The organism is Bordetella muralis, assembly GCF_965139205.1.
Taxonomy (GTDB): Bacteria; Pseudomonadota; Gammaproteobacteria; order Burkholderiales; family Burkholderiaceae_B; genus Bordetella_A; species Bordetella_A muralis.
In genome coordinates, this window is record NZ_CBCSIU010000005.1 from 203379 (window position 1) to 225130 (window position 21752).

The following is a 21752-nucleotide window of genomic DNA, read 5'->3' on the forward strand; positions in this document are numbered from 1 at the left end:
TGTTATTCGTGCTCACCGAATTTGCTGTCGAACAAGTTCTGAATTTCAGAAAGCGCCTGGTCGGCATCGCCTCCTGAGGCCTCTAGACGTACGGTAATCCCCTTGCCAGCAGCCAGCATCATGACGCCCATGATGCTTTTGGCGTTGACACGCTGAGCACCACGGGAGATGAAGATTTCACTGCCGAACTTGCTGGCCAATTGCGTCAATTTGGCAGCAGCTCGTGCGTGCAGGCCCAGCTTGTTGGAGATGGTGATGTCAGAAATAGGCATAGAGTCAGTCTACCTGTAAACAGCCTTGCACGCCGCCGGCCAATGCCTTGGCTCGCGCCTGCGCCAAGCCTTGATCACGCGAGGTCAAGGCCCGCAACAACATCGAAGTATTCAATCCCGCCACCACACAGCATTGCGTGCCCAACGCCTGGGCCTCTGCCACGGCACGCTTTGCGATATTGGCTGGGGTGGCGCCAATCAAATCGGTCAGCACCAACACCCCCTGCCCCTCGTCGGCAGCCCGGATGTCGCGCAATAGGGAGGGCACCTGTTCATCGGGCATATCCTCGGGCTGGATATCATGCACCGACATGCGGTTGCCCGCCTCGCCCAGCACGTGGACGGCGAATTCACGCATCGCCTCGCCCAATGGCGCGTGCACGACAATGACTATACCCGTCATGACCGAGCCTCTATGCCACCGCGCGTTCGAGGGCCGCCGCAAACATGTCGGCCACATCAAAACCGGTTTGCTCGGCGATCTCGACGAAACAGGTCGGACTGGTGACGTTGACCTCGGTCACATAATCGCCGATGACGTCCAACCCCACCAAGAGCAGGCCACGTGCGGCTAGCTTGGGAGCCACCTGTGCGGCGATCTCTGCGTCGCGGGCCGACAGCGGCTGTGCCACGCCTCGGCCGCCGGCGGCCAGATTGCCGCGCGTTTCGCCCGCCAAAGGAATGCGCGCCAGCGAATACGGCACCGCCTCACCACCGATCAGCAAAATGCGCTTGTCCCCTTGGACGATCTCGGGAATGTAGCGCTGCGCCATGATGGTGCGCTCGCCATTGTCGGTGAGTGTTTCCAGGATGGCGTTCAAATTGGGCTCAATGGCCTGCAGGCGGAATATACCCGTGCCGCCCATGCCATCCAGCGGCTTGACGATGACGTCCTGATGCTTGGCATGAAAAGCCTTGATCCGCTCCATGTCGCGCGTCACCAGCGTGGGCGCTGCCAGATCGGCGAATTCGGTAATCGCCAATTTTTCTGGATGATTGCGGATCGCTGCCGCGTCGTTAAAGACCTTGGCGCCCTGGGCCTGGGCATACTCGAGCATGTGCGTCGAATAGACGTACTCCATGTCGAATGGAGGGTCCTTGCGCATCAGCACAGCGCCGAACTGCGACAGCGGCACGTCACGAGCCTCGCCGCTGTCACGCCACCAATCATGGCCGTGCAGATCGGCGCCTTCGACCAGCTCGATCGCGGTACTGCGCGCCAGCACAACGCCCGCGTCGATGAACAGATCGCCCTGTAATGCCACGCTCAGCGTATGGCCGCGCGCGACCAGCGCGCGCATCATGGCAACCGAACTATCCTTGTAGGCCTTCAGGCGCGGCAAGGGGTCAATAACGAATAAGACATGCATAAAGATATCCCGGTCGCGCGTGGAACACAACCCCACGCGTCATACCGCCATCGTAGCGTAAATGACCCGCCCGCGCCGGGCGGCATGGTGACCTTTTTGGCAACATGGCGAGTCGCGCCACGCACGACTCGCCATGCCCCAAAGCATCCTCAGGCGGCGTCAGCCTTGCCGGGCGTGCTTTTCTTGCGAGGAGCAAGCACCATGACCATTTGACGGCCCTCGAGCTTGGGCATGGCTTCGACCTGGGCCAACTCGGTCAGATCGTCGCGGACACGTTCGAGAACGCGCATGCCGAGCTCCTGGTGAGCCATTTCGCGGCCGCGGAACCGCAGCGTGACCTTGGCCTTGTCGCCTTCTTCCAGGAAGCGGCGCAAGTTGCGCAGCTTGACCTGGTAGTCGCCTTCGTCGGTCGCCGGACGGAATTTGACTTCCTTGACCTGGATGACCTTTTGTTTGGCGCGAGCTTCGGCTTGGCGCTTTTGTTCCTGGTACTTGAACTTACCGTAGTCCATCAGACGGCAGACTGGAGGATCCGCGTTGGGCGCGATTTCGACCAGATCCACGTCGGCTTGTTCGGAAAGACGGAACGCGTCGGCGAGCTTTACGATGCCCAGCTGTTCTCCGTCCAGACCTATCAGGCGCACCTCGGGGACACGGATCTCACCGTTGATGCGATTGGCTTTTTCAGTGGCGATGTTGACAACTCCTAAAAGATTTAAGCAGCACTGCTATCGGTATTGACGACGTCCCGGCGAGCGGCGACGTCCAGGGTCAGGCGGTCAGAGAAGGCCTCCAGCGTGATGACGCCGAGGTCCAGCCCGCCCAAACCACGCACCGCTACAGTGCCATTCTGCTTTTCCTTGTCGCCCACGACAAGGATATATGGCACCTTTTGCAGGCTGTGCTCGCGGATTTTACGGGTGATTTTTTCACCACGCAAATCGGACTGTACCCTAAAGCCTTGTTTTTTAAGGTTTTGCGTGATTTCCGCCGCATATTCGGCCGACGGCTCGGAAATACAACACACCACGGCCTGCACGGGCGCCAGCCAGGGCGGCATCGCACCGGCATGGTTTTCGATCAACATGCCGATAAAACGCTCGAGTGAACCGAGGATCGCCCGGTGCAGCATCACCGGCGGACGACGCTGATCCTGCTGGTCGACATATTCAGCGCCCAAGCGGACGGGCATGGAAAAGTCGACCTGAATCGTGCCGCACTGCCAATGACGGCCGATCGCGTCTTTCAGCGTGTATTCGATCTTGGGACCATAGAATGCGCCTTCCCCGGGGGAAACCTCGAACTCGCAACCCGTGCGGCGCAGGCTCTCCATGAGCGCCGTTTCCGCCTTGTCCCAGACTTCGTCAGTGCCGATGCGTTTTTCGGGACGCGTCGCGACCTTGTACAGCACCTCGGTAAAACCGAAATCGCGGTACACCTTTTGCAAGAGCGCCGTGAAATCGGCACATTCGTCCTGCAATTGGTCTTCGGTACAGAAAATATGGCCGTCATCCTGCGTAAAGCCACGCACGCGCATCATGCCGTGCAACGAGCCCGAAGGCTCATTGCGATGGCATTGGCCAAACTCGCCGTAGCGCAAAGGCAGTTCGCGATAGGAATGCAGGCCGGCGTTGAAGATCTGCACGTGGCCCGGACAGTTCATGGGCTTGAGGCCATACACGCGGTTTTCGGACTCGGTCGTGAACATGTTTTCACGATAGTTGTCCCAATGGCCGGTCTTTTTCCAGAGCGAAATGTCGAGAATCTGCGGGGCCTTGACTTCTTGGTAGCCGTTGTCCTGATAGACCTTGCGCATGTATTGCTCGACCTGCTGCCACAGTGACCAGCCCTTGGGGTGCCAGAAAATCAGGCCCGGCGCCTCGTCCTGGAAATGGAACAGATCCAGCTCGCGGCCGATCTTGCGATGGTCGCGGCGCTCGGCTTCTTCGAGCATATGCAGATACGCGTCTTGCTCGTCTTTCGTCGCCCAGGCAGTGCCGTAGATGCGCTGAAGCATCTCGTTGTTGCTATCGCCGCGCCAATAGGCGCCAGCGACCTTCATGAGCTTGAAGACTTTCAGCTTGCCCGTGGACGGGACGTGAGGCCCGCGGCACAGATCGATGAATTCGCCCTCGCGGTAGAGGCTGAGCGTCTCGTTGGACGGGATCGAGGCGATGATCTCGGCCTTATAGGCCTCGCCGATGCTCTTGAAAAAAGCCACCGCGTCGTCGCGCGTCCATTCCTCGCGCGTCACGATCTCGTCCTTGCGGGCGAGTTCGGTCATCTTTTTCTCGATAGCCGCCAGATCCTCGGGCGTAAAGGGACGCTTGTAGGAAAAGTCGTAATAAAAACCGTTCTCGATGACCGGACCGATCGTGACCTGCGCATCGGGGAACAAGGACTTGACCGCATAGGCCAGCAAGTGCGCTGTCGAGTGACGGATCAAATCCAGGCCGTCGGGATCCTTGGCCGTCACGATGGCCAGTTGGGCATCCTGATCGATGCGAAAACTCGTGTCGACCAGTTTGGCTTCATTGCCAGGCAGCGTGACACGGCCGCCCAGCGCGGCCTTGGCCAGCCCGGTGCCGATGGACTGCGCAACCTCGGCCACCGTGACCGGTGCCGGGAACTGACGCTGCGAACCATCGGGCAATGTGATCTGTACCATCGAAAATTTCCTGGGGGAAGAAACAACAAACGCGGCTATCGGCCGCGNTTTGTCTGGTTGCTTGTTGGGGCCTGCCGTCTACCTGACGAGAACCCGACGCTGGATAAAACTAACGCGGCATGGGGCGGAAGTTTCCGGTCGTAGTTCGTGTCGGGCGAATAATCATGTGCTGGCCACCTGAGGCTGGCACGCAAAAACGGGAACAACAATCATCGGGCGCGTGCCTGGATTCCTCTATTGTATCACTCGACACCCAACAATACTTAACTTCAGATAGGTCTTATTTATCGGTCAATTCAGGTCCTGCGCCTCAACGCCCGCGTCGTTTTAGATAAGGTCCGCAATGGAACGTTTCTCCACCTCTGGCCACACACCAGGACTATGTCAGCCATTACGCCTTCGACCTCCCCCGAGCACGCTGCGACCTCGCCATACGTGGAGCGGCGTTACCTGCTGCTATCCGGCACCAACCATCGAGTCCGTATCGCCATACTGGACGACCACCCGGTCATCACGCTGGGCGTCGCTGCCTATCTGCGGGCACAACCCGATTTTGATATCGTCCATACCGACACCTCATCCGAGGCTCTGCTGCGAAACTTGCATGAGCATCCTTGCGACGTCGCACTGGTCGACTTCTACCTCCCCAGACAGACCGTGGATGGCGTGGATTTCATCCGGCGCCTGCGCCGTCACCACCCCAAAATGGCGATCATCACTTTTTCCGCGGGTGCTGCTGACGAAACCGAATACGCAGCGTTTCGGGCTGGCGCGACGGGGTATCTGCCCAAATCCGCCCCGCTGCCCACACTGGTCGAGGTCATCCGCGCCTCGTGCAATGCCAATATCGACGGTTTCATCACGCACAAAAACGGCGCGCTAAACATGACGCCGCCTCGCCACCCCGATACGCGACTGACTCTCGCGGAAATCGAAGTCCTGCGCCTCATCTCCCGAGGGCTGTCAGTCACACAGGTCTCCGCCCGTCTGCTACGCAGCAAAAAAACCGTCAGCACACACAAACGCCGCGCCATGGCCAAGCTGGGCGTCGCGGACGACCTGTCTTTGGCCTTGTACCTGAAAGAGAAATTCGATCAGCCTGCCGGCCCCTGACCCGCTATCAGCGCCGATCCATGCTGCACATAGACACCGTCCTGTCGCTATATCCGGATGATGCCACCCGGTTGTTGCTGCTGTCGCAGGCACTGGCCCACACACAAGCCGACCTGAGTTCGCTGCGCGATGCCATCAAAACCGGCGATCGAAAGGCGGCCCTGGACCATACCCACAAGGCCAAGGGCACGGCCAGTTTTCTCGGCGCTGACAAGCAGGCCTTGCAGCAATTCGATCAACTGACGCAGGCCTTGAAAAATGCAAATGGCGACCAGCCTGATACCGCCCTGCATGGGGATACGTCCGGACAGCCGCATACTGTCGAACCGATGCCTGCCACCGTCCGGCGCGCATTCAAAGCCGTAGAATCAATTTTGCTGAGCCTGGAAATATCGATACAGGCCCTGGTCAAGACGCTGGAAAACAACAAAACCGGCGCCCGTAGCGAATAATCAAAACGCTGAAAATCTAAAGGATAGTCAAGTATCAAGAAATCTTTGCGATTCAGACACGTTCTGTGTCATCTCGGGTATCTGGGCATCATCTCATTTCAACTCGATGCTTACGTAATATTTTTCCTTTACTAGACTCGTCAGGTCGATATTCACTTGGCTAGTCACATGAAACCATTTAATCGCACCGATCGTATTCAAACCCTGCGCCCCCGCGTACTCGAAATCGATACGGGTCTGTTTCGTGGGTATGTAGATATTCGAGAACGCCAAGCCGGCGTACCCGCCTCCTCCAAATCCGAATACTGCACAAATACCGCAGCATCCCGAGACTTGGCAGAGCGGCAAGCATTGGGCCTCGCCAAGCAGATTCGTATGGCTTCGCAACGCGTTGGCATACGCTCGCAGTTGTTATGCGACAGTCTCAGCGACAACCATGCGGGCCGTCACGAACTGGACAGCATTCCGGCATTTTTAATTCGCCGCCCGGTTAACGCTCCATCGACGCGCAAACATCTGCGAGCAGTCGCTTAATCAGCAAAATGATAAAAACTCCCATTTCCAATCTTACAGATTGAAATATTCTGAGTATAATAAGGGTCGTAAGCAGTAAATAACCTGTTTGATTGAGTTGCAAAGGAGAGCCGCCCATGAGTATCGCAAGCGCCAATCCTGGCTGGACAGACGACCTATCTACCTCCGCTGAAGCGCGAGCGCAACGCACCCTGCAGGCTGCTGAGCGTCTCCTGGCCAAGCCCACCCCCGCGGCCCCCGCCGCGGCTGCTGCCTCTGCAGAACATCAATTGCGCGAATACATGCAGGAAATGAGCCTGACACGCTATGGCCATGCGGGCGCCCTGCTAAGCCGGCTATATGGAAAATCGCGATAGCGAAAAGCTGATAGCCGCAGCGATTGCAAACCCGGCCGAATAAACAAGCCGCCATGGTTATCGATGGCGGCTTTTTTATATTCCGGCCATACGAATCCATGGGATCATCATCGAAAAATGACGCAGTTAAATATCGCTGCCATTTCGATTTGAATAAACCTATGACTCGTATCAATTGCGTTCCAGTACAAGAACTCAGCGGCCCCCACCTGGTTGCGGAATACCGAGAATTGCCCCGCGTTTTTGCGCTGGCGCAAAAGGCAGCCGCTCGCGGCATAAAGGCTCAACCCTGCACTTATACGCTCGGAAAAGGCCACCTGCTTTTCTTTTACACGCGGCTGGATTATCTGGCCCGCCGACATGCCGATCTGATCGAGGAGATGCGGCGCCGGGGCTACAAACCGACCTTTACCGGTATACGGCGCGAAGACTTTCCGGCCATTCCAGACGATTGCTGGGGAAGCTGGAAACCCACGGCAGAAGCCCAGCGCCTGAACCGTGAACGAATCCAAGAGCGGCGCCAAGACGCCGAAAACAACAAAGCCGCCAAGTTGTGATTTGGCGGCTTTTTTGGAGGGTAGTGATGAACTACCAGAATCCTGGTAGGCGGTATTGGAATCGAACCAACGACCTCTACGATGTCAACGTAGCGCTCTAACCATCTGAGCTAACCGCCTGCGAACTGCGAAGAAACGAGATTATGCACGAGTTTTTTTACCTGTGCAAGTCGGCTTGTCTTTCGTACTGAATCATCAACCGCCGAAAAGCCGTCAACACCTGTCCCGGCCGTAGCCAACGACGCCAAAGCAGGTCGCGCCATCGGCCTCCGGGAATGTATGCGGGATACACAATCTGCGATGGCGACCAGCCGGGACGCCAGGCGCGTGTACGCGTCGGCCTGCCGGTCACCGTCAATGTCGGAATCCCCAGATTGGAGGCGAGATGCCCTACCCCGGATTCATTGCCGATGAACCAGCCACATTCATGAATGAACTTCGCGACATCGGAGAGGGATTCCGATTGAAAAATCGCCAGACCGTTGTCTTCGAGGCAGCGCCACTGCGCTCTCTCGTGCTCCGCCAGGATATAAACCGGATCATAGCCAGAACGCTTCAGACGCAGGCCAAGCTCGACGAAGTGCGACGCTGCCCAGCATCGTTGTTCACTCGTTGATGAAGGATGTACGGCAACCCGTCTGGCGTACTGCCGATGACGCAGCCCCATCATCGGCACCAGGCCGTTGCCGACCTCGCTATTTTTCAAACCCAGCTGATCGCGACAGTAATCCCGGATTTGATTCAGCTTGACGAAACCCCTGCCTGTGATGACGACATGGGCGTCATAGTAAAAATAACGCCGGGCATAGCGGTGCAGCGCATAAGGCCATCCCACATGCATTTGAGCCACGCAGTCGTATTCGGACAAAACCTGAGCGGCCTCAGACTCTGGCAGAGACGGACGAACATCGATATCAGGAAACCAGGTGCGCAATTGGTGCGCATAGTCACCAAAGACTGTCACGCCACGTCCGTTGATGGCCAGGTTTTGCGCCATGGTCATCATGAGCAACGTATCCCCGAGGCGCGGCGCCATGAGTATGGCTACTCTGGTGGCTTGCTTTAAATGCTGCTGATGTTCGGCAGCCAGATAACAAGATGCGCCGGAAAGAAGCGTTGCCATGCGTTGAAAATACCTCTACCAAGCCAGGAGCGGCCAAAACCGGTCAGAGAACAGACAAAATAGGACCCCTGCAGATCTGTTTGGTTACATTACAGCACGGAGATGTAAAAAAAGCACAATTCCCCTACAGGGACAGCCAGCATCGCCAATGATTCCATCAAGATCCAGCACTGTTACAAAATCCTTCGCGTCAGCAAAAAACGTTCGCACTGCATTGGCGACTGACCATGGGGGCAGGCATTTTTACAATGAAACAGCCCCAGACGAAAAAACCGGCTGGCAGCCGGTAAATGTATTGTGATGCTCAGTGATCAGCGCCGCAGCTATTGCCCAGCGAACGGCACGATGCGCTATTGGCGTCAGCAGTCGTCCGCCTGCCGAACGACACGCATCAGGGCGTCGATCTTGTCTGCCGACTTCACACCAGGGGCGGTTTCCACTCCGCTGCTCAAGTCGATTGCCCAAGGGCGCAAGCCCCGGATGGCCGCAGCCACATTATCGGCATTGAGCCCCCCTGACAGGACAATGGGCCGTGCGGCCGTATCAGCCCGGACGGTCGATAGCAATGCATGGTCAAAAGCCTGACCACTGCCGCCATAGGCCGCACTGTAGCTGTCGAATAACCACCCTGCCGCCTCGCCGTAGGCGCGGCACGTCTCGGCCAGACCGTCGGATGTATCGAGCCCAGGGGCGCCGACACGGAAGGCCCGCAAAAAGCGCGTGCCGTAACGCGTGCAATCCTGGACGGATTCGTTACCGTGGAATTGGAGCAGATCGGGACCGACTTGCTCCAGCACGGCGCGAACGTCGGCAGGGTCCGGATCCACAAACAAGGCCACCACGTCGACAAATGCCGGCACAGTGCGGCGCAAGACTGCCGCCTGCGCAGGGGTAACGTAACGCTTGCTGCGCGGATAGAACACGAAACCGATCGCGTCCGCCCCGGCCTGCACGGCCGAGGCGATGTCTGCTTCGCGGGTCAAGCCGCAGATTTTGACGCGAGTACGCATAACGCTATTTGAAAACCGGTTGAGCAAGGTTACTTGAATGCGGCGGCAGGGTCACCGCTCTCGTCACCGTAAATGCTGGTGCCATAGGTCGTGTCGATTTCGATCTTGACGCTGCTGGGATCCACCGTGGACTGGCCCGCCTTATAGTGCATCACCATACCAGGGAAAATCATAACAGCTGCGACCATGACCAATTGGATGATGATGAAAGGCACCGAACCCCAATAGATCTGCCCCGTCGTGACCGGCTCGATACGCTGACCTGTGACCTTGTCACGATAGGCGTCTTTGGGCGCCACCGAGCGCAAGTAGAACAGCGCGAAACCGAACGGCGGATGCATGAACGAGGTCTGCATGTTCACGGCCAGGATGACGCCGAACCAGATCAGATCGATCCCCAGCTTGTCGGCGACCGGCCCCAAGAGCGGCACGATGATGAATGCCAACTCGAAGAAGTCCAGGAAGAACGCCAACACGAACGTGAGCACGCTGACTACGATCAGGAAGCCCCATTCTCCGCCAGGCAAGCCGATCAGCAGATGCTCGACCCACAAGTCACCGCTGACGCCCCGGAAGGTCAAGCCGAATACCGTCGAGCCCACCAGGATGAACACCACGAAGCAGGACAGCTTGGTGGTCGTATCCATGGCTTGGCGCAACAGATCCAGGGTCAGCCGTCCGCGGATCAACGCCATGACGATGGCACCCACAGCACCCATGGCACCACCCTCTGTGGGCGTCGCGATACCGATGAAGATCGTCCCGAGCACGAGGAAAATCAGGAACAGCGGCGGGATCATCACGAAGGTGACGCGCTCGGCCAATGCGGAAAGCATTTTCAGGCGGAACACCTTGTTGACCATGGCGATGATGAAGGCGGTCAGGCCCCACAGCAGCAGGCTGAGAACGACTTTCTCATCAACCGGTGCAGCGTCTTTTTCCAGCCATTGCGTCAGCAAATACGCCGACACGGCCGAAATCAACATCAGCACCAATAACGAACGTCCGCCGCGGGAGCCATTCGGCTCACGAAAGGTGCGCGCTTCTTCGGGCAAAGCAGGAGCCGAAGACGGCTTGATGAAAGACATCAATACGATGTAGGCGATATAGGAGCCCGCCAGCAGAAACCCCGGCACCATCGCGGCACGGTACATGTCTCCGATCGAACGGCCCAACTGGTCAGCCAGAATGATCAGCACCAGCGACGGCGGAACGATCTGTGACAGCGTGCCGGATGCCGCGATAACGCCAGAGGCCAGGCGCCTGTCATAACCGTAACGCAGCATGATGGGCAGCGAGATCAAGCCCATCGAAATGACCGAGGCGGACACCACGCCGGTTGTCGCGGCCAGCATCGCCCCCACCAGCACCACGGCAATCGCCAAGCCGCCACGCAGCGGCCCGAACACCTGACCGATGGTCTCGAGCAAGTCTTCCGCCATCCCCGATCGTTCGAGCACCAACCCCATCAGCGTAAAGAACGGCACCGCCAGCAAGGTATCGTTGGACACAATACCGAACACCCGCTGAGGCAAGGCCTGAAACAGCGACGCGCTGAACAGGTTCAATTCCATACCGATCAAGCCGTACAGAATGCCGTTCGCGGCCAATGCAAATGCCACCGGAAAGCCCAGCAGCAAGAACACCACCAAGGTGCCGAACATGATCGGCGCCATATTTGCGATGAAAAACTCCATGATCATTGGCCCTTGTTCTGTTGTTGCAGGGCCGCCGCTTCGCGATCTTGCGCTTCGCGGGCGATCTCAGCTGCCAATTGCTCTTCGGCGCTCTTGCCTTCGGCGCGCGCCAGCGGATCCGGCGCCTGGCCGCGCAAGTAGCCTACGCATTTGATCAAGCGCGATATCCCCGCGAGAACGAGCAGCGCGAAGCCAATCGGGATCAACAGTTTGACCGGCCAGCGGACCAAACCGCCGGAGTTGGACGACTGTTCGTTGGAAATATACGAATCCATGAACATCGGCCAAGACAGGTACATGATCAAGATTGCCATAGGGAGCAGGAAAAACAGCACCCCGAAAATCTCGATGTAAATCTGCGTACGCTTGGAAAGCTGGGAGGACAGGATGTCCACCCGGACGTGTTCGTTCTTGAGCAGGGTGTAGCCGGCGGTCAGCAGGAACATGGCACCAAACATGTACCACTGCAGTTCCAGCCAGGCATTCGAACTGGTTCCGAATACCTTGCGGACCACCGCATTGCCGGCACTGACCAGCACCACCAACAGGGTGACCCATGTCACGGCTTTTCCAACCCGCACATTCAGCGCGTCGATGGCGCGCGATAAAGCGAGTAATGCTTTCATGATGGGAATAATGAGCTAGATAGAAGGTCGCAACTAGCCAAATACGGCATAGCGCACGAGCATGCGGGGCCTCGCCCGGGGTGGCCGGGCGACAGACTTCGGCAATGCGCCACTCCTGTCGCCCCAGCTTTTGGCGGACACGAAAACGAGCGGAAACCTGAGATTTTATAACGTTACGCTCGTTCCCCTGCCGCCCAGCCCTGGAGGGCCGAGTTACTTACCCCGGCCAATGGTCCCCATAAAGCCATCGAAGCTGCCCTCGGCCACGCGGAACCACGGGATCTCGTTGTCACGGAACGCCACCATGTCGTCGTAGATCTTTTTGAAGGTGGGGTCCTTGGCGGACAACTCTTCGTAAACCTTGACGGCCTCGGCGTAGCAGGCCTCCATGACCGGCTTGGGGAAAGCCTTGAGCTGGGCGCCCTGCGAGACCAGGCGGCGCAGCGCAGCCGGGTTTTCGGCATCGTAGGTGGCGATCATGTCGTTGGTGGCAGCCGCGGCAGCCTGCGCCAAGACGGCCTGATAATGTTTGGGCAGCTTGTTGTAGACCTCTTGGTTCACATACAACGAAACCTGCAGCGTGCCTTCCCACCAACCCGGGAAATAATAGTTTTTGGCGACCTTGTGGAAACCGAGCTTTTCGTCGTCGTACGGGCCGATCCATTCGGCGGCGTCGATCGTGCCTTTTTCCAATGACGGATAGATGTCGCCGCCCGCAATCTGCTGCGGCACCACGCCCAAGCGGGACAACACGGCGCCGGCAAATGCGCTGGCGCGGAATTTCAGCCCCTTGAGGTCATCGACCGTTTTGATTTCGTTGCGGAACCAGCCGCCCATCTGGGTGCCGGTGTAGCCGCATGGGAAATTCACGATGTTGTACTTTTGAAAGAGCTCGCGCGTGAGCTTCAGGCCATTGCCATGGCGCATCCACGCGTTCATTTGGCGCGTATTCAGGCCGAAAGGCACGGCGCCGTCAAAACACAGCGCGGGGTCTTTGCCGTAGTAGTAGTACGACGCCGTGTGGCCGCATTCGATGGTGTTGTTCTGCACAGCGTCGAGCACCTGCAGCGCCGGCACGATTTCGCCGGCGGGAAAGGCTCGAATATTGAATTTGCCGTCCGTTGCCTCGGCAACGTACTTGGCCAGATTCTCACCGCCGCTGAAGATCGCGTCGGCGCTACGGGGAAAACTGGACGCCAGGCGCCAATTGAGTGTGGGGGATTCTTGTGCGAGAACGGGTGCGGCGAGCGCTGCACCGCCAGCGGCGGCACCTAACGTGGCCTTTTTGAGGAACGAACGACGTTGCATGAAGGGAGTCTCCTGATTGGACAACGCTGCAAACGCAGGCCGCTCGTGTGGAGCTGCCGCGCATTGTGGCAGCTCATGTAAGGGCTGCCGTTGTTTGTGTGTAATGCTGGGGCCTTGTCAGAACGTCGCCGCATCGCAGCAAACGTCGGCCTTTTGCGTCCGCAATCATATAGTGACAATTGATCGCTGCCCCCCTGCTGATAACCCTAAGCAGAGGTAAAAGGCGACAATAAATGCGCGCCACCGTCCAATTCTTTCAGCTGGAATTCAGGAGGGTATTCGATCGCGGACAGGTAAAGTCCATCAGGAGAAAAGGTAGGTGCGGCCAAACGGCGGTCTCGCGCCGCCAACAGCGCAGGCATCCAGGAAACGGATTCGCGGCCTTGTCCGATTTGCAGCAATGCTCCGATCAGATTGCGCACCATGTGATGCAAAAAAGCATTCGCGCGCAATGTGAATACAAGAAAAGGACCGCGCTCCTGGATGTCGAGTTGATGCAGCGTGCGCACGGGATGGCGAGCCTGACACTGCGAGGAGCGGAAGCTGGAAAAATCGTGTTCGCCGAGCAGCGTCGAAGACGCTTGCCTCATTGCGTCCACATCCAACGGCTGAAAACACCAGCCTGCCCGCGCGGCCCACAGCGGCGGCCGCACGCGGCCGCGCCATAGCAAATAGATGTAGGTGCGCGAGCGTGCCGAAAAGCGCGCGTGAAAATCATCAGGGACCGATTGCGCCCACTGGACGGCAATGCTGGGCGGCAGAAAGGCGTTGACGCCGCGCACCCAGGATTCGTCGCGGCGCGTGAGCGGCGTATCCAGATGCACGACTTGCATGGCTGCATGCACGCCTGTATCTGTACGGCCCGCGCAAATCGTGGGTACGATGCCATCGATCCCGCTGAAACGGCCCAGCGCCGCTTCCAGCGTATCTTGCACCGTTTGACGATGAGGTTGTGTCTGCCAGCCTTGCCAGGGGGAGCCGTCATAAGCCAGCCCCAATGCCATACGCGCCATGAGTGTCAGACGCGCGGTCCGCGAGCGGGCGGCTCGTCGGTGGGAGGTTTATTCAGATCCAGATCGATGCCGTCCAGCTTGCGAGTGAGCAAGGTGGTGTCCAGAACGGGTTCTCCGCCATAGGACGCGTCTTCGTCCTCGTTTTCATCTGCACGGCGAGCACCGGCACGGCGTAGCAGCCACGCGATGATCAATACGATCAATGCCAGTATGGCGGTCACGACCACCAAGAGATTGTCGGTCAGCCAATTGCCTGTGGTGGATGTGGCCCCCCCGGTATTGGTGCCCGAAGCAGCAGCGAGATCCTGAGCGGCGGCTTCGGTTCCGGCGATGTTGGGCGCGCCCGTTGCGTTCGAGCCTGATGTACCGGCACCTGCTGCGCCTGCGCCACTGGATCCAGCCGCCGCACCATCGGGGCCGCCGGCAGCGCCTGTATTTGCGCCTGCGGCCGTTCCGGCACCTGCAGCGTCTGTTCCTGCGCCCGCGGCTGCGCCACCCGTGGTACCTGTTCCGGCGCCCGCAGCACCGCTGCCGCCAACAGCCGTTCCTGCACCTGCCGCACCACTGCCGGCAGCCCCCGCGCCTGCGCCCGTCGCGCCACTGCCCGAGGTACCGTCAGCGCCGGCGGCGCCAGTGCCTGCCGCGTCATTCTGGTTGGCTGCACTCCCCGCCGTACCGCCAGCCGCGGCCTGGTTCAGGGCCTCGACGTTACCTTGCAGGGTCTCAACGCGCTGCTGTGCATCCTGCAAAGCATGTTGTTCGGACGTACGTGCATCCGCTTGTGCATCGGCCTGGGCGCCCGCCGCATCCGCAGAACTGAGACGCAAACGGTCTTGCGAGCTCGCACCCGCGCTGCCGCCCGATGGCGACGCCGCGCTCACATGACCACCACCGGCATTGACGCCCTCGCCAACCGCAGCCGCACCCGCGACGGCTGCGCCAGCGCGGCCCCGATAACGTGCAAACGCTTCAGCCTGTTCGACATAGATGCGACGCGCCTCGGCGGGATCAATCGCACGTACCGTGGCAGCGTCGGGAATCGTCAGCGTTTCTCCCGCGCGCACCAGGTTCATATTGTTCTGGATAAATGCCTGCGGATTGGCGCGCCATATGGCTACCAGCATCTGATAGACACTGGCGTCCGACACGTCATTACGACGGGCAATGCGGAACAGGTTGTCGCCCGCACGCACCGTCTCTGCCGAGGCAGGCGCCGCACGGTCTGCGCTGACGGACCCAATACGCGCCGACTGAACCGGCGCAGCGGCCGCACGCTGCGGCACCAGAATGGTGACCTGGACCTGGCGATGGCCCGAGCTGGATTGCAAATCGAGCAACAGATCCACAGCCGATGTCGTCAGGGGCTGCGAGGACTCAATACGGATATTTTTGCCTGAGGCCTGCGGGCCATCCTGAACACTCACACGCGCGGTATTCAGGGGCACAGGAGGCTGCATCCCGGCGCGTTGCCACGCGGCGGCATCGGCCAGCGATACCTTGAGTGAGGCCAGCTCCTCGGCCGTAATATTCTCGAGCGGCACCACGACTTGCAAAGGCGCCCCCGGCGCGGAAACCACACGCGAATGCCCCACAGTCGCGGCATGCACCGCCCCGCCCATCGAGACACCGAATGCAAGCGCGATGGCCCATTGCGAAGCTTTGATACGGTGGGTCGGCGAAAAACGACGTGAACGCAATGTCATATTGGGAAATCCTGCTGGACGAATCGGGTTACCGGCCAATGCTGGGCGAAAGTGTAATAGATCGACCTTGATTCACAAACCTGCCATCAAGGCTGCGGCAAGGACAAAATAGCAGAAAGGCACCCGCAGGTGCCTTTACCTGGCCCGGCCAAAACCGGGCCAGCCTGAATGCGCAACGGCGCTGCCGCCCAAGCAGCCGGCGCCGTTGCCTATGACGTTCAGGCCTCGGACAATGCGATGCGCAACATGCGGCGCAACGGCTCGGCCGCACCCCACAACAATTGGTCGCCTACCGTGAACGCACCCAGGTACTGGGAACCCATGGACAGCTTGCGCAAACGGCCAACCGGGATATCCAGGGTTCCCGTCACCGCCACCGGCGTGAGCGCACGCACGGTGTCTTCCTTGGTGTTGGGGATGACCTTGGCCCATTGGGTGCCTTCGGCAATCAGGCCTTCGATTTCATCCAGCGGCACATCACGCTTGAGTTTGATGGTCAGTGCCTGGCTGTGGCAACGCATGGCGCCAATACGCACGCACAGGCCGTCGATCGGCGTGGCGGGCGTACCAAAAGCCTCGCCGCGGCCCAGGATCTTGTTGGTCTCGGCTTCGGCTTTCCATTCCTCGCGCGACATGCCGTTACCGAGGTCCTTGTCGATCCAGGGGATCAGGTTGCCGCCCAGCGGCACGCCGAAGTGCTCTTGCGGCAGAGCCGGGTCTTGTTGCGCGGTCAACACGCCACGATCGATTTCGAGAATGGCCGAAGCCGGATCGTCCAGCAGAGGCTTCACAGCCTGGTTCAGCAAACCGAATTGCGTCAGCAGTTCGCGCATGTGCTGCGCGCCGCCGCCCGATGCGGCCTGGTAGGTCATGGAGGTCATCCATTCCACCAGGTCGTTGTTGAACAGGCCGGCCAGACCCATCAGCATGCAGCTGACGGTGCAGTTGCCACCGACGAAATTACGCACGCCGCGCTTGAGCGCCGCGTCGATTACCGGACGGTTGACCGGATCGAGCACGATGATGGCGTCGTCTTTCATGCGCAGGGTGCTGGCGGCATCGATCCAGATACCATTCCAGCCCGCGCCGCGCAGCTTGGGATAGACCTCGGTCGTGTAATCACCGCCCTGGGCGGTCACGATAATCGGCAGTTTTTTCAGAGCATCGATGTCGTAGGCATTCTGCAACGGACCAGCGCCCTCAGCCCACGTGGGCGCGGCACCGCCAGCGTTGCTGGTGGAAAAGAATACGGGATCGATCAGGGCGAAGTCGTTTTCGTCACGCATGCGCTGCATGAGAACGGAACCGACCATGCCGCGCCAGCCGACCAGGCCTACTGCTTGCGTCATGTTCAATGCTCTTGAGGTTGATAAATAAGAAAAAAAGCTAACGATCCCGACAATTTATCAGAATAAGCGGGACTATGTTGCACTGCGATGATATTAGGGACAAACCATGGCCCCTATTGGCGTTGTGAAAGCACCACCGAGACGGCAGCAGCATGCAATGCGCGCGAGAAATCTCGACCCCGCTGCGCTGCGTATAATAATGCACCGCCCCCGGCACGACATCATGCCAGGGGCGATTCAATCAAGCGGGAAATAATCAACCCAGTGCTTTCACCACGGCATCGCCCATTTGCGAGGTAGACACTTTGGTGGTGCCTGCTTCGTAAATATCGGCGGTGCGCAGGCCATCGGCCAACACCTTGCGCACGGCGGCTTCGATACGATCCGCTTGGGCGTTCTGGTTCAGCGAATAACGCAGCAACATGGCAGCCGACAGAATCGTCGCCAGGGGATTGGCAATGCCTTGGCCCGCGATGTCCGGCGCCGAGCCGTGGCTGGGCTCGTACAGGCCCTGCCCCGACTCATTCAACGCAGCCGAGGGCAGCATGCCGATCGAGCCCGTCAACATGGCGGCCTCGTCCGACAGGATGTCACCGAACAGGTTGCCGGTCACGATAACGTCGAACTGGCGCGGGTTGCGTACCAGTTGCATCGCGGCGTTGTCGACGTACATGTGCGAGAGTTCGACATCGGGATAGTCGCGTGCGACTTCGATGACGATGTCGCGCCAGAACTGCGAGGTTTCCAGCACGTTGGCCTTGTCCACGCTGCACAGTTTCTTGCCGCGTTTGCGAGCCGATTCGAAACCGATGCGCGCGATACGGCGCACTTCGGAATCGGCGTAGCGCATGGTGTCAAAACCCTCGCGTTCGCCGGCGAAAACACCGTCTTCGGCAGTACGCACACCGCGCGGAGTGCCGAAGTAAATATCACCGGTCAGTTCGCGAATGATCAGGATATCCAGGCCCGACACGATCTCGGGCTTGAGCGAGGAGGCGCTGGCCAGCTCGGGATACAGGATCGCAGGACGCAGATTCGCAAACAGGCCGAGCGCCTTGCGCAGGCCCAGGATGGCTTGCTCGGGACGGAATTCACGCGGCAGGCTGTCGTATTTCCAGTCGCCTACGGCACCGAACAACACGGCATGCGATTTGCGCGCGAGCTCCAGTGTCGCTGGCGGCAGCGGATGCTCGAATTGGTCATAGGCGGCGCCGCCCACGGGGGCTTGTTGAATATCGAGCGGCAAATTCAGTGCACTCAGTACGCGCACAGCCTGCTCGACAATCTCTGGACCAATGCCATCACCCGGCAGCACTGCAATGTTATGTGTCATGAAAAAAACCTATATGTGGTGAAACTGAGCCTCAAGGCTTAAGCAATGGGGCGGCTTTCCAGCCAGGGATAACGGGCCAGGCGTTCTGCCTCGAACGCACGGATCTTGTCGGACTGACGCAAGGTCAGGCCGATGTCATCGAAACCATTGATCAAACAGTATTTGCGGAACGGCTCGATATCGAACGACATTTCGCGGTTGTCCGCCGCGATCACGACCTGGCGTTCGAGATCGATGCGCAGCTTGTAGCCGGGGAATGCCTTGACCTCATCGAACAAACGCGCAACTTCCAGTTCGGACAGCACGATAGGCAAGAGGCCATTCTTGAAGCTGTTGTTAAAGAAGATATCGGCGTAGGACGGCGCGATGATGGCGCGAAAACCGAACTGCGTCAGCGCCCACGGTGCGTGCTCACGGCTGGAGCCGCAGCCGAAATTTTTGCGCGCCAACAATACCGAAGCGCCCCGGTAGCGCGGCTGGTTCAGCACGAAATCCGGATTCAACGGACGCTTGCTGTTGTCCATGCCGGGCTCGCCGTGATCCAGGTAACGCAGTTCGTCGAACAGGTTCGGACCAAAGCCGGTGCGCTTGATGGACTTCAGGAATTGCTTCGGGATGATGAGGTCGGTGTCGACGTTCTCGCGATCGAGCGGGGCCACCAGGCCTTCGTGAGTGGTAAATGCTTGCATGATGTCTGAGCTCTTAGCGGAAGTTGCGGACGTCGACGAAATGGCCGGCTACAGCAGCAGCTGCTGCCATCGCAGGGCTGACCAGATGGGTGCGGCCACCCTGCCCTTGGCGGCCCTCGAAGTTGCGGTTCGAGGTCGATGCGCAGCGCTCTTCGGGCTCGAGGCGGTCGGCGTTCATCGCCAGGCACATCGAGCAGCCCGGTTCACGCCATTCGAAACCGGCCTCGATAAAGATCTTGTCCAGGCCTTCGCGTTCGGCTTGCTGTTTGACCAGGCCCGAGCCCGGCACCACCATGGCTTGCTTGACATTGGAGGCCACGTGTTTGCCACGGGCGACGGCGGCGGCCTCGCGCAGGTCTTCGATGCGAGAGTTCGTGCACGATCCGATGAACACGCGATCCACGCGGATGTCGGTCAACGGAGTGTTGGGCTTGAGGCCCATGTATTGCAAGGCACGCTCCATGCCGCTGCGGCGTACATCGTCTTTTTCGCGATCGGGATCGGGTACACGGGAATCCACCGACAAGACCATCTCGGGCGAGGTGCCCCAGGTGACTTGCGGCTTGATGTCTTTCGCATTGACCTCGACGACGCGGTCGAACTTGGCGCCCGCGTCGCTATGCAAGGTGCGCCAGTAGGCAACCGCCTGATCCCACAACACGCCCGTGGGCGAGAACGGACGGCCACGGAAATACTCGATGGTCTTGTCATCAACGGCGACCATGCCGGAACGTGCACCGGCCTCGATGGCCATGTTGCAGACCGTCATGCGGCCTTCCATGGACAAGCCACGAATGGTGCTGCCGGCGAATTCGATCGCGTGGCCGGTGCCGCCTGCCGTGCCGATGATGCCGATGATATGCAGCACGACATCCTTGGCCGTACAGCCGAAGGGCAACTCGCCCTCGACCTTGATCAGCATGCTCTTGTTCTTTTTCATCAGCAGCGTCTGCGTGGCGAGCACGTGCTCGACCTCGGAGGTGCCGATACCGAAGGCCAATGCCCCCATGGCGCCGTGCGTGCTGGTGTGCGAGTCGCCGCACACCACTGTCATGCCCGGCAGCGTCGCGCCCTGCTCCGGCCCGATGACGTGCACGATGCCTTGGCGCAGATCGGCCATGCGGAATTCGGTGATCCCGTATTTGTCGCAGTTGGCATCCAGCGTGTCGACCTGCAGTTTCGAAATCGGATCGTCGATGCCGCGATTGCGGTTGATCGTGGGCACGTTGTGATCGGCCACTGCCAGGTTGGCACTGATGCGCCAGGGCTTGCGGCCAGCGATGGTCAGGCCTTCGAAGGCCTGCGGACTGGTCACCTCATGCAACAGGTGCCGGTCAATGTAGAGCAAACAGGTGCCGTCGGATTCCTGGTTCACGACGTGCGCGTTCCAGAGTTTGTCGTAGAGGGTTTGGGCCATGAATAGACTCGCGGAATATCCGGCTGGGCCGGTAGGGACATCAGAATCGATGTCTCATTATGCCCATGCTCTCAACCTAGTACAACGGCAGCATTTATCCTAGTATTGGAAGCACCACCCTTTCCCACGCGACGATAGAGGAAAAGCTGCCGTCCCAGACAAAACCGCCCCATCAAAAGGGGCGGTTTTTTATCAATAGCCAAGGATCCGAGGCCGTAAGTCGGGGGTACCTGCGTGACGCACTCGTCATCGCACCGCTACTTTTTGCCCTTGGCCTGCTCGTATAGCGGCATCACCCGTTCCGACGCAGCCTGCAATTCGCTGATGCGCGTCGCCGCAGAGGGGTGCGTGGACAGGAATTCTGGCGGTGCGCCATTGCTGGCGGCCCCCATTTTTTGCCATAGCGTCACCGCGGCACGGGGATCATATCCGGCCCGCGCAGCGAGCTCTACACCCATCATGTCGGCCTCGCTCTCGTGAGTCCGGCTGTTGGGCAGGGTAAACATGACGTCGGTAAGCTTGCTGCCCAGATCCGTCGATACGCCGGTGGCAATCGACAGCACAGACAGGCCAACGTTGGTGACCATCTGCTGCGACATACGCTCGCGTGCGTGTTCTCGCAAAGCGTGCGCAATTTCATGCCCCATGACGGCTGCCAGCTCAGCATCAGTGGGCTTGATTTGCGTCAACAGTCCGGTATAGACGGCTATTTTTCCACCCGGCATGCACCATGCGTTGACCTCGTCAGAAGACAAGACGTGCACTTCCCAAGCCCAATTGGCCGCATCGGGTCGGAACGCCCCTACCTGTGCAATCAACCGTTTGGAAATTGCACGCACTCGCGATACCTGGTCGGCATTGCGATCCAACGCGCCCTGAGCCTTGGCCTGCTGGATGAGGTCGGAATACTGCTGGTTGGCTTCTTGCTCGAGCTCTTTTTCCGGCACCATGCTGGACATGTACTGTGTGCGTTCAACGCCCACTGTGCCGGATTGTGTGGTCTGCACGCTGGCGCAACCGGTCACGGCCATGGTGCCCGCCACGGCGATGGCTCCGAGCAGCTTGCGCCACACCGTTCGAAATCCTGTGTTCATGTGTGCTCCTCCTCATCAATGTTGTCGGACCAACGCAACGCGCCGCGAAGGCGACCGATCTATCGTCC

General features: G+C 59.3%; 22 protein-coding genes and 1 tRNA gene. 5 read left to right on the forward strand and 18 right to left on the reverse strand.

What is annotated here, in order from left to right; all coding sequences use genetic code 11:
• Positions 1 to 2 precede the first annotated feature (2 nt).
• From ACNA0I_RS10675 to thrS, 5 genes are all read right to left on the reverse strand, one after another.
• Complete coding sequence (locus tag ACNA0I_RS10675) at positions 3 to 272, reverse strand: HPr family phosphocarrier protein (protein WP_094821983.1); 270 nt, start codon at positions 270 to 272, stop codon at positions 3 to 5.
• 4 nt (positions 273 to 276) lie between these two features.
• Positions 277 to 675 (reverse strand): PTS sugar transporter subunit IIA, encoded by a 399-nt coding sequence (locus tag ACNA0I_RS10680; protein WP_415805976.1) that lies wholly within the window; start codon positions 673 to 675, stop codon positions 277 to 279.
• Between the two features lie 10 nt (positions 676 to 685).
• On the reverse strand, positions 686 to 1642 hold the full coding sequence (gene gshB, locus ACNA0I_RS10685; protein WP_415805977.1) for a glutathione synthase: 957 nt from the start codon (positions 1640 to 1642) through the stop codon (positions 686 to 688).
• Positions 1643 to 1791: 149 nt separating this feature from the next.
• A complete protein-coding gene (infC, locus tag ACNA0I_RS10690; protein ID WP_415806036.1) occupies positions 1792 to 2337 on the reverse strand; it encodes a translation initiation factor IF-3 in 546 nt (181 codons plus the stop codon).
• Positions 2338 to 2357: 20 nt separating this feature from the next.
• Positions 2358 to 4310 carry a threonine--tRNA ligase gene (gene thrS / locus ACNA0I_RS10695; protein ID WP_415805978.1) on the reverse strand — a complete coding sequence of 651 codons (1953 nt, stop codon included), beginning with the start codon at positions 4308 to 4310 and terminating at the stop codon, positions 2358 to 2360.
• Positions 4311 to 4691: 381 nt separating this feature from the next.
• Between thrS and ACNA0I_RS10700 the strand changes: the two genes are divergently transcribed.
• The 5 genes from ACNA0I_RS10700 to ACNA0I_RS10720 all read left to right on the forward strand — a co-directional run bounded on the left by ACNA0I_RS10700 (position 4692) and on the right by ACNA0I_RS10720 (position 7322).
• Complete coding sequence (locus tag ACNA0I_RS10700; RefSeq protein WP_415805979.1) at positions 4692 to 5423, forward strand: response regulator transcription factor; 732 nt, start codon at positions 4692 to 4694, stop codon at positions 5421 to 5423.
• Between the two features lie 20 nt (positions 5424 to 5443).
• Positions 5444 to 5875: a hypothetical protein gene (locus ACNA0I_RS10705; RefSeq protein ID WP_415805980.1), complete on the forward strand. Its 432-nt coding sequence runs from the start codon at positions 5444 to 5446 to the stop codon at positions 5873 to 5875.
• A gap of 168 nt (positions 5876 to 6043) precedes the next feature.
• Positions 6044 to 6409 (forward strand): hypothetical protein, encoded by a 366-nt coding sequence (locus ACNA0I_RS10710; RefSeq protein WP_415805981.1) that lies wholly within the window; start codon positions 6044 to 6046, stop codon positions 6407 to 6409.
• A gap of 116 nt (positions 6410 to 6525) precedes the next feature.
• Positions 6526 to 6765 carry a hypothetical protein gene (locus ACNA0I_RS10715; RefSeq protein WP_415805982.1) on the forward strand — a complete coding sequence of 80 codons (240 nt, stop codon included), beginning with the start codon at positions 6526 to 6528 and terminating at the stop codon, positions 6763 to 6765.
• Between the two features lie 161 nt (positions 6766 to 6926).
• On the forward strand, positions 6927 to 7322 hold the full coding sequence (locus tag ACNA0I_RS10720; RefSeq protein ID WP_415805983.1) for a pyrimidine dimer DNA glycosylase/endonuclease V: 396 nt from the start codon (positions 6927 to 6929) through the stop codon (positions 7320 to 7322).
• Positions 7323 to 7365: 43 nt separating this feature from the next.
• On the opposite strand, the gene ACNA0I_RS10725 is transcribed toward ACNA0I_RS10720, so the two are convergent.
• The 13 genes from ACNA0I_RS10725 to ACNA0I_RS10785 all read right to left on the reverse strand — a co-directional run bounded on the left by ACNA0I_RS10725 (position 7366) and on the right by ACNA0I_RS10785 (position 21684).
• Positions 7366 to 7442, reverse strand: a tRNA-Val gene (locus tag ACNA0I_RS10725).
• 37 nt (positions 7443 to 7479) lie between these two features.
• Positions 7480 to 8445, reverse strand: a complete 966-nt coding sequence (locus ACNA0I_RS10730; RefSeq protein WP_415805984.1) for a glycosyltransferase family 9 protein — start codon at positions 8443 to 8445, stop codon at positions 7480 to 7482.
• Between the two features lie 359 nt (positions 8446 to 8804).
• A complete protein-coding gene (locus tag ACNA0I_RS10735; RefSeq protein WP_415805985.1) occupies positions 8805 to 9455 on the reverse strand; it encodes a phosphoribosylanthranilate isomerase in 651 nt (216 codons plus the stop codon).
• Positions 9456 to 9484: 29 nt separating this feature from the next.
• Entirely contained in the window at positions 9485 to 11152 is a 1668-nt protein-coding gene (locus ACNA0I_RS10740; protein ID WP_415805986.1) for a TRAP transporter large permease, read from the reverse strand.
• A 2-nt stretch (positions 11153 to 11154) separates the two neighbouring features.
• Positions 11155 to 11778 (reverse strand): TRAP transporter small permease subunit, encoded by a 624-nt coding sequence (locus tag ACNA0I_RS10745; RefSeq protein ID WP_415805987.1) that lies wholly within the window; start codon positions 11776 to 11778, stop codon positions 11155 to 11157.
• Between the two features lie 213 nt (positions 11779 to 11991).
• Positions 11992 to 13086: a TRAP transporter substrate-binding protein gene (locus ACNA0I_RS10750; protein WP_415805988.1), complete on the reverse strand. Its 1095-nt coding sequence runs from the start codon at positions 13084 to 13086 to the stop codon at positions 11992 to 11994.
• 206 nt (positions 13087 to 13292) lie between these two features.
• Positions 13293 to 14099, reverse strand: coding sequence for a tRNA pseudouridine(38-40) synthase TruA (gene truA, locus ACNA0I_RS10755; protein ID WP_415805989.1), 807 nt, complete (start codon positions 14097 to 14099; stop codon positions 13293 to 13295).
• 5 nt (positions 14100 to 14104) lie between these two features.
• Positions 14105 to 15802 (reverse strand): type IV pilus assembly protein FimV, encoded by a 1698-nt coding sequence (locus ACNA0I_RS10760; RefSeq protein ID WP_415805990.1) that lies wholly within the window; start codon positions 15800 to 15802, stop codon positions 14105 to 14107.
• A gap of 218 nt (positions 15803 to 16020) precedes the next feature.
• Positions 16021 to 17151 carry an aspartate-semialdehyde dehydrogenase gene (gene asd, locus ACNA0I_RS10765; protein WP_415805991.1) on the reverse strand — a complete coding sequence of 377 codons (1131 nt, stop codon included), beginning with the start codon at positions 17149 to 17151 and terminating at the stop codon, positions 16021 to 16023.
• A gap of 256 nt (positions 17152 to 17407) precedes the next feature.
• Positions 17408 to 18484: a 3-isopropylmalate dehydrogenase gene (leuB, locus tag ACNA0I_RS10770; protein WP_415805992.1), complete on the reverse strand. Its 1077-nt coding sequence runs from the start codon at positions 18482 to 18484 to the stop codon at positions 17408 to 17410.
• Positions 18485 to 18522: 38 nt separating this feature from the next.
• On the reverse strand, positions 18523 to 19173 hold the full coding sequence (leuD, locus tag ACNA0I_RS10775; RefSeq protein WP_415805993.1) for a 3-isopropylmalate dehydratase small subunit: 651 nt from the start codon (positions 19171 to 19173) through the stop codon (positions 18523 to 18525).
• 13 nt (positions 19174 to 19186) lie between these two features.
• Positions 19187 to 20590: a 3-isopropylmalate dehydratase large subunit gene (gene leuC / locus ACNA0I_RS10780; protein WP_415805994.1), complete on the reverse strand. Its 1404-nt coding sequence runs from the start codon at positions 20588 to 20590 to the stop codon at positions 19187 to 19189.
• 257 nt (positions 20591 to 20847) lie between these two features.
• Positions 20848 to 21684, reverse strand: a complete 837-nt coding sequence (locus ACNA0I_RS10785; protein ID WP_415805995.1) for a M48 family metallopeptidase — start codon at positions 21682 to 21684, stop codon at positions 20848 to 20850.
• Positions 21685 to 21752: the final 68 nt, after the last annotated feature.

Excerpts from the sequence above, each read along its gene's own strand:
- ACNA0I_RS10675 (WP_094821983.1), bottom strand. The coding sequence starts at position 272 with ATGCCTATTTCTGACATCACCATCTCCAACAAGCTGGGCCTGCACGCA.
- ACNA0I_RS10680 (WP_415805976.1), bottom strand. The coding sequence starts at position 675 with ATGACGGGTATAGTCATTGTCGTGCACGCGCCATTGGGCGAGGCGATG.
- gshB (WP_415805977.1), bottom strand. The coding sequence starts at position 1,642 with ATGCATGTCTTATTCGTTATTGACCCCTTGCCGCGCCTGAAGGCCTAC.
- thrS (WP_415805978.1), bottom strand. The coding sequence starts at position 4,310 with ATGGTACAGATCACATTGCCCGATGGTTCGCAGCGTCAGTTCCCGGCA.
- ACNA0I_RS10700 (WP_415805979.1), top strand. The coding sequence starts at position 4,692 with ATGTCAGCCATTACGCCTTCGACCTCCCCCGAGCACGCTGCGACCTCG.
- ACNA0I_RS10705 (WP_415805980.1), top strand. The coding sequence starts at position 5,444 with ATGCTGCACATAGACACCGTCCTGTCGCTATATCCGGATGATGCCACC.
- ACNA0I_RS10710 (WP_415805981.1), top strand. The coding sequence starts at position 6,044 with ATGAAACCATTTAATCGCACCGATCGTATTCAAACCCTGCGCCCCCGC.
- ACNA0I_RS10715 (WP_415805982.1), top strand. The coding sequence starts at position 6,526 with ATGAGTATCGCAAGCGCCAATCCTGGCTGGACAGACGACCTATCTACC.
- ACNA0I_RS10720 (WP_415805983.1), top strand. The coding sequence starts at position 6,927 with ATGACTCGTATCAATTGCGTTCCAGTACAAGAACTCAGCGGCCCCCAC.
- ACNA0I_RS10730 (WP_415805984.1), bottom strand. The coding sequence starts at position 8,445 with ATGGCAACGCTTCTTTCCGGCGCATCTTGTTATCTGGCTGCCGAACAT.
- ACNA0I_RS10735 (WP_415805985.1), bottom strand. The coding sequence starts at position 9,455 with ATGCGTACTCGCGTCAAAATCTGCGGCTTGACCCGCGAAGCAGACATC.
- ACNA0I_RS10740 (WP_415805986.1), bottom strand. The coding sequence starts at position 11,152 with ATGGAGTTTTTCATCGCAAATATGGCGCCGATCATGTTCGGCACCTTG.
- ACNA0I_RS10745 (WP_415805987.1), bottom strand. The coding sequence starts at position 11,778 with ATGAAAGCATTACTCGCTTTATCGCGCGCCATCGACGCGCTGAATGTG.
- ACNA0I_RS10750 (WP_415805988.1), bottom strand. The coding sequence starts at position 13,086 with ATGCAACGTCGTTCGTTCCTCAAAAAGGCCACGTTAGGTGCCGCCGCT.
- truA (WP_415805989.1), bottom strand. The coding sequence starts at position 14,099 with ATGGCGCGTATGGCATTGGGGCTGGCTTATGACGGCTCCCCCTGGCAA.
- ACNA0I_RS10760 (WP_415805990.1), bottom strand. The coding sequence starts at position 15,802 with ATGACATTGCGTTCACGTCGTTTTTCGCCGACCCACCGTATCAAAGCT.
- asd (WP_415805991.1), bottom strand. The coding sequence starts at position 17,151 with ATGACGCAAGCAGTAGGCCTGGTCGGCTGGCGCGGCATGGTCGGTTCC.
- leuB (WP_415805992.1), bottom strand. The coding sequence starts at position 18,484 with ATGACACATAACATTGCAGTGCTGCCGGGTGATGGCATTGGTCCAGAG.
- leuD (WP_415805993.1), bottom strand. The coding sequence starts at position 19,173 with ATGCAAGCATTTACCACTCACGAAGGCCTGGTGGCCCCGCTCGATCGC.
- leuC (WP_415805994.1), bottom strand. The coding sequence starts at position 20,590 with ATGGCCCAAACCCTCTACGACAAACTCTGGAACGCGCACGTCGTGAAC.
- ACNA0I_RS10785 (WP_415805995.1), bottom strand. The coding sequence starts at position 21,684 with ATGAACACAGGATTTCGAACGGTGTGGCGCAAGCTGCTCGGAGCCATC.